This window comes from Siphonobacter sp. BAB-5385, from assembly GCF_002261125.1.
Lineage (GTDB): Bacteria > Bacteroidota > Bacteroidia > Cytophagales > Spirosomataceae > Siphonobacter.
In genome coordinates, this window is the sequence record NZ_NMPS01000255.1 from 1 (window position 1) to 742 (window position 742).

The 742-nt window shown below is 53.0% G+C and carries 1 protein-coding gene; it reads left to right on the forward strand.

The window, feature by feature from the left end; all coding sequences use genetic code 11:
• The coding region (locus BWI93_RS27005) for a sorbosone dehydrogenase family protein (protein ID WP_176454353.1) at positions 1-742 on the forward strand (742 nt) is incomplete at both ends.

The following is a 742-nucleotide window of genomic DNA, read 5'->3' on the forward strand; positions in this document are numbered from 1 at the left end:
CGGCGAATAGTAATGATTTACGGGGCAAGATTCTTCGGATCAAACCCGAAGCCGACGGCACCTACACCATTCCCGAGGGCAACCTCTTTCCCAAAGACGGCTCGAAAGGGCGGCCCGAAATTTACGTGATGGGTTGCCGAAACCCCTTCCGCGTTTCGGTCGATCCCAAAAATAGCTTTGTCTATTGGGGCGATGTCGGTCCGGATACCCAAGTACCCGCCGAAGAAGGGACGATGAGTTACGATGAAATCAATCAGGCCCGGAAACCCGGTTTCTTTGGTTATCCCTACTTTCTGGGAAATAACGAAGCTTTTCCGAAGTACGACTTTGCTACCAAAAAGGAAGGCCCCAAGCAGGACCCAGCTCATCCGGTGAATCGTTCCCCCAACAATACGGGCGTGAAAGAATTACCGCCCGCTCAACCGGCGATGATCTGGTACGGCAAAGGTCCATCCAAACGCTGGCCGATGGTGGGAAAAGGCGGAGCCAGTGCTATGGCGGGTCCGGTGTACTACAGCGATTTGTACCCAAACGCTCCCTACAAACTACCCGCGTACTACAACGGTAAACTGTTCATTTACGAATGGATTCGGCACTGGATTATGGCCGTGACCCTAGATGAGCAGGGGAACTACGTGAAGATGGAGCCTTTCCTGCCGCAACTCAATGTCGTAGCCCCGATGGATATGCAGATGGCCTCGGACGGAGCCATTTATTTACTCGCTTATGGTACCAACTGGTT